Source organism: Cobetia sp. (genome assembly GCF_983723665.1).
Genome location: NZ_CFDJES010000157.1, coordinates 1 through 5,809 on the forward strand (window position 1 = coordinate 1; position 5,809 = coordinate 5,809).

Here is a 5,809-nt window from a genome sequence, read left to right on the forward strand (position 1 = left end):
TACGTGATTCATCGGCCTGGGGGCAACGCTTGCCAAGGTGCAAGCCTTCCGCGAGCGGTTGCTGGAGGAAAGTGGCAGCGAGTCTCGTGGATCTGATGGAAGCTGCTGATGAAGACACCGGCCCGTCATGACTGACGTCTTGTTTTAAAACCATGAGCTGCAACGCATCAAGGGGAGCCTCGGCTCCCCTTGATGCGTAAGCATGAGTGGATCTAGTCGAGGGTCAGAAGTCCATGGTCAGCCCAAGGTTCAACCGGCGGCCATCCAGCACCACGCCGTAGGTGTCATTGGTGACTTCCTTGTCAGCGATGTTGTAGAGGCCAGCCTTGACGCGAGCGCTCTCGTTCAAGGCATAGACGACACCCACATCGAAGAAGGTATAGCTCGGCGTGCCTTCGCTCATGCTGGTACGTGACAGGTAATCACTGGTTTCGCCACGGTAGTTCCCCTGTGCCCACAGGTTGAGGTCGTGAGTAGCCTGCCAGTCGAGTGCCACGTTGAGCATATGTTCCGGGACCTTGTTCAAGGGCTCGCCCTTGAATTCACCACTTTTCTGCTCGGAGTCGGTGTAGGTGTAACTGGAACTCAGGTTCACGCTTGGCGTGATGGCATAGTCCAGTGACAGCTCGATACCCTGCATGACAGCTTCGTCGATGTTGCGGTAGGTGCTGACGAAATAGTAATCAGTGCCGGCATAGCTGCACTCGCGGAAGGCGGGATCGGAGAAACCTTCATCCGGGCCCTGGCAGAGGCGGTCTTCGGAGATCTTGTCCTTGAACTGGGTGTAGAACAGGGTGGCGCCGGCGCTGAGCGTGCCAGACTGGTTCTGGAAGACGGTGCCCAGCTCGTAGTTGGTACTGGTTTCCGGATCCAGCTCCTCGTTACCGATGATGACAGCGCTGCCCCGACCGGTTCGACGTCCAAAGCCCTCTGTCGCAGCGGATAGGCTCGGCTGACTATAGCCCGTGGAAACCCCGCCCTTGAGTGTCCATTGCGGGTCAAGGTGATAATTGGCGTAGACGCGCGGCGAGAGATGTCCGCCAAACAGCTCGTCATCGTCGTAGCGCAAGCCGGTGGTGACGTTGAGGTCCTCGGTCAGACTCCATTCCATCTCGACGAATAGCGCCGCGATCCAGCGATCGACGTTATCGACGGCCCCCGGGACATTCGAATCCAGCAAACCATTGGTCTCATCGGTCAGCTGCTCGAATTTGTACTGACCGCCGAAGGTCAGCATATGGTCGCCCCAGAAGTGCGTGGTCTGGTTGTTGAGCGTGGTGACTTCTTCGCGTTTCTCATCATCGGAATCCAGCACGTTCTCCGAGATGTCGTGCTGCAGATAGGTGTCCGTGAGGAAGCTGCCGTAACTTCCCTTGTGGCCAAGGGTATAGACATCCTTGTCGTAGCGATAACGACTGGTTTCGGAATCATCTGCGATGCTCACGCCAGCATTGTGAGTGTATTCTTTCTTGGAGGCGGTATAGCCGAGCGTGAACGCATTGTCCTCATCTGGTGTCAGCGTGAACTCGGCACCTCCTTGACGTGTGTCGCTGTCGGGCATGCTTTCAGCATTGTCGCTACCGCCCTGGTAATCGCTTTCTTCATAACCGGTCCAGTTTCCGTGGACCTTGAGACCGAGCAGGCCTTCGATGAGCGGCCCGCTGGTATAGAAGCTCAGTTGCTGCCCGTCATTGCTGATGTCGTTGAGCGAATGGGTGTATTCCGTCGTGACAGACCCCGACCAATCATCCGCCACTTTTTTTGTGATGATGTTGATGACGCCGCCCATGGCTTGTGAGCCGTACAGCGATGACATCGGTCCGCGAATCACTTCCACTCGCTCGATCATCGAGATCGGGGGGAGGCCAATCTGCTTGCCTTCATCATTGCCATTGGTATTGACGGAGCGGCCAGCCGAGAGAGGGCGGCCATCGATCATGTAAAGCGTGTAGCTGTTGTCCATCCCTCGAATACTGATGTCCTGAGAATTCCCGCCCCCCGTGACATAGACGCCAGGCACATTATCCATGGCATCTGTGATGTCCGTGTACGACTGCTTGTTGAGCTGCTCGCCGGTAATGACCGAGATACTGGCAGGGGCATCCGAGATCACCTGTTCGTAGCCGGAAGCTGTCACCACCACAGGTTCCAACTGGCTGGAGTCGTTAGCCTGTACGCCAGCAGGTAGGCAAGCGGCGGCGATACCGATAGCCAAGGCCGATCGAGCAAAGGGGAGTGCGGGGACTGTCATGTTCCTGGATCCTTGAGGTCGCGATTATGTCGTTATTGAGCCACGAGTTTTTTAGGGTTGTGGGCCACTGAGTGCTCTGTTGACGTCGACTTCGGGTTGGGAATACGACAGGCATCATCGCATCAGTGTCGATCTTTTTTTCGTGTTTAAGAAAACAAATGATAAACATTCGTATTTTTTAGTTCAGGTGTGTTTCTTTGTTGGCAGAGTTGCGTTCTACGCAACCCTTGGTGATGGCATGGAGTCGTTCGTAAATTGCGGGTTATGCAACGCACAGTTGCATGATTTTGAGGAAATAGTCGTGCTAGGATCGCAAACACAAATGATATTAATTATTATTCAATAAAGGGAATGTCGATGAACGTCACTGGGCTCACCTTGTCTGTCTCTACTCTGTTGTTGGCTGCTTTACCCTTGAGTGCACAGGCACACGAAGTCGCCGGGGGAGAGCATGGCCCTTCCGTCGTGAGTCTGGACTGGGGCGCTGCCGATACGCTGGATGAGCTGGGCTTGGCCGAGCATCTCGTCGGGGTTCCACATCAGTCTGCACCCGCCTATGTGTCGCATTTGATCAAAGATCGAGCAGATGTCGGCGGACTCAAGGAGCCTGATGTCGAGGCGATCGCGGGATTGGAGCCGGACCTGATTCTGGTCACCGGCCGTCAGTCTGGATCGCTTGAGGCGCTCAAGGCTGTGGCGGAGACGCGTGATGTCACTCTCGAAGAAGGCAATTACTTCGAAGCATTTAGTGACAAGGTGCTGAGCCTGGCGTCCCCGTATCATGCTGAGGAAAAGGCGCACGATCATCTTGCAGCGCTTGAGTCTGCAATCGATACGGCACGGGAGGGGCTCGTTAACGATCTTCGAGTGCTGGTCGTGACTCACAATGACGGTCGCTATGCTTTGCGTAACGAGCCGGTAGTGACTGAGCTGCTGCAGATCGAACAGCCGGCGTTGCCGGATTCCGTGGAGCCGGTCAGCCGTGGTGCGCGTACTTTCTACCCGCTGACGCCAGCGAATATTGCCGAGATGGCGCCGAATGCTCTTTATGTGGTCGATCGCAGTGCTGCCATTGGCCAGACCCCGATGGATGCTGACGCGCTTGAGGCCGCGCTGGCCGATGCTGGCGGCGCGGACATTGGTGTCACCGTGCTATCCCCGGGGCTTTGGTATCTCTCCGGCAATGGCTTGCAGAGTGTACGTGCTCAGATGAATGAAGTTCTCGAAGGGCTGTAAAGGCCGGGGCACACGGTTTCTTGTCAGACACACGAAGGCCAGGCATCTGCCTGGCCTTCGTGTGTCTGCCGGGTGTGCATCAGGTGATGTCGTCTGATCAGAGGCTTCAGCGTTGCTTGAGCTGATCGCGCAGGCCCGTCGGGACCTGCTTGATGATCAGACGGTCACTCGCTTCATCGTATTCCACCGAGTCGCCCAGCAGGTGCGAATCAAAGCTGATCGAGACGCCCGCGGCGCGCCCGGTGAAACGCTTGAACTGGTTGAGCGTCTTCTTGTCCGGCGGGATTTCCGGTGACAGCCCATAGTCGCTGTTGCGAATGTGGTCGTAGAAGGCCTGCGGGTGCTCTTCATCGATCAGCTCAGACAACTGATCCAGCGTGATTGGCTCGCCGAGCTTGGCCTGATCAGTGGCGTAGTCGACCAGGGTATCGGTTTTCTCGCGACTGGCCTCCTCGGCCATGTCTTCCTTCTCGACGTAGTCGCTGAAGGCCTTGAGCAGGGTGCGGGTTTCCTGACCGGCATCCCGCTGCTCCTGTGCGCCCAGCGTTTCGGCGAAGGCCTCGGCGAGCTTGGTGCGTCCGCGATCGCGCGCCCAGGACAGATAGGGGTGAGACGTCGAGCTGCCTTGCCATTGACTGATATCCAGTCGTGCGGCCAGCGACATCTGGGTCATGTTGAGCTGTCGGGCGGGGGTTACCGCGAGGGACTCGTCGATCGCGAAGCCGTCACGATGGTGCAGCAACGCCATGAACAGGTGACGCGTCTCGCCCTGTTGGTGATCCACCACCAGCAGATGACCGCCTGTCGGGAGGTTGTCATCGATCAACGGCATGAGTCGACCGGCAAGCGTCTGGGTCAGGCTCGCGAAATCGCTATCACCTGCGAGGAAAGACGCCAGCTCGGCGGGGAAGGCGGCAGGTGCGTCTTCATTGAAACGGCCCCAGTTCTTGGCCTTGCCGTGGTAGGCATCATTGAGCCCGGACACCAGATCCTCCAGTGCATCGGATGCCGGCAGGGCAGTGGCGGCAGGCACCAGCTGGGCCGGCGTCTCGCTATTGCCCTTGTCGATACGGTGAATGATGCTGTGCAGGATCGGCATGGAAACCTCCCTCGGCTGCGATGAACGGGCTGGGGATGATACCTGCCACGCCCCATAGCGTCACTCCTGGCGACACCTCCTCACGGACAGGTCTCGCCCTGGATCAGCTGTGTCGAGAGCCGGTGTGATGACGCGGGCTCCAGCCCCAGAATCATTCGCGCGGCAAGGCGGCCTTTCTCGGTACTGTCCTGGTGGACGGTGGTCAGGCGCGGTGACCGATATTGTCCTTCCTCGATGCCATCGAAGCCGGTGATACGCAGATCCTCGGGAATTCGGATGCCACGTTGTTCGGCCAGGGTCACGGCGGTCAGAGCAATACGGTCTGACATGCACAGCAGGAGGTCTGGCCGCTCGCCGGCCGGCAGGTCGAGTATCTCTGCCAGCACCGGCGCGCAGACCTCATAGGTGTTTTCCTCGATGTTCCACATCGCGACGTCTTCCAAAGCCACCTCTCGCTCAGTCAGGGCGCGATGAAAACCTGCCAGACGTGAGCGGGTGATTGTCTGACCCGTCGGAATCAGCGCGTGGGCATCGGTGATGGGGCCATTGCAGGGCGTGTCGGTCAGGCGCAGGTTGACGATGCCGATACGACTGGCGGGTGTCTGCAAGGCATGTTGCGCGATGGCGTAGCAGGCGGGCTCATCATCCACATGGATGGCGGGGTGATCGCCCAGATCGAAGTCGACGGCCACGATAGGCTTGTGACCCGCACTCTGGAGTTCTTCCACCAGCGCCATGCTGGCCATCAGCCCGTAGACGATGAAGCCATCGGCGATGCTGGAAGACCCGGGCACCTGGGAGGCATTCTGGCGGCCTGAAAGCAGCAGTAGGGTATGGCCGTGAGCATCCAGCACTTCCGCGATGCCCGACAGCAGTTCGCTGGCGACGGCGTCCTTGAGGCTGTAGGTCAGCGTCTCCGCGAGTACCACGGCGATGATCCGTGAGCGCCCCGTGCGCAGACTGCGCGCCTTGGCGTCCGGGCCACGGTAGCCAAGGCGTCTGGCCTCCTCGAGCACCCGCTCGCGCAATGCTGGCGAGAGCTGGTCGGGGCGGTTGAAGGCGTTGGAGACGCTGGCGGTGGAGACGCCGAGTTGTGCGGCTAGCTCCTTGAGAGTGATGCGGCGAGGCGATGACACAGGCGTCGGGTTCCTGAAGATGAAAAGCTTGAACGATTAAGTGCAGAGATAGCATATCGCCACGTACCAGAAATGCCCAGAAAGTGA

The 5,809-nt window shown here is 58.5% G+C and carries 4 protein-coding genes; 1 reads left to right on the forward strand and 3 read right to left on the reverse strand.

Features of this window, described 5'->3' with window-relative positions; genetic code table 11:
* Positions 1 to 223: 223 nt before the first annotated feature.
* Positions 224 to 2,251: a TonB-dependent receptor domain-containing protein gene (locus AC4FAH_RS12740; RefSeq protein ID WP_279836712.1), complete on the reverse strand. Its 2,028-nt coding sequence runs from the start codon at positions 2,249 to 2,251 to the stop codon at positions 224 to 226.
* A 357-nt stretch (positions 2,252 to 2,608) separates the two neighbouring features.
* Between AC4FAH_RS12740 and AC4FAH_RS12745 the strand changes: the two genes are divergently transcribed.
* The gene (locus AC4FAH_RS12745) at positions 2,609 to 3,487 is read left to right on the forward strand and encodes an ABC transporter substrate-binding protein (protein WP_024952241.1); all 879 of its coding nucleotides are present in this window, start codon (positions 2,609 to 2,611) and stop codon (positions 3,485 to 3,487) included.
* Between the two features lie 106 nt (positions 3,488 to 3,593).
* Here the strand turns inward: AC4FAH_RS12745 and AC4FAH_RS12750 are convergent, their stop codons facing one another.
* A complete protein-coding gene (locus AC4FAH_RS12750; RefSeq protein ID WP_024952240.1) occupies positions 3,594 to 4,586 on the reverse strand; it encodes a nucleoid-associated protein in 993 nt (330 codons plus the stop codon).
* Between the two features lie 80 nt (positions 4,587 to 4,666).
* Positions 4,667 to 5,722, reverse strand: coding sequence for a LacI family DNA-binding transcriptional regulator (locus AC4FAH_RS12755; protein ID WP_176426456.1), 1,056 nt, complete (start codon positions 5,720 to 5,722; stop codon positions 4,667 to 4,669).
* Between the last annotated feature and the right edge of the window lie 87 nt (positions 5,723 to 5,809).

What these genes read in the sequence shown, in the direction of transcription:
- AC4FAH_RS12745 (WP_024952241.1), top strand. Translation starts at nt 2,609, where the DNA reads ATGAACGTCACTGGGCTCACCTTGTCTGTCTCTACTCTGTTGTTGGCT.
- AC4FAH_RS12750 (WP_024952240.1), bottom strand. Translation starts at nt 4,586, where the DNA reads ATGCCGATCCTGCACAGCATCATTCACCGTATCGACAAGGGCAATAGC.
- AC4FAH_RS12740 (WP_279836712.1), bottom strand. Translation starts at nt 2,251, where the DNA reads ATGACAGTCCCCGCACTCCCCTTTGCTCGATCGGCCTTGGCTATCGGT.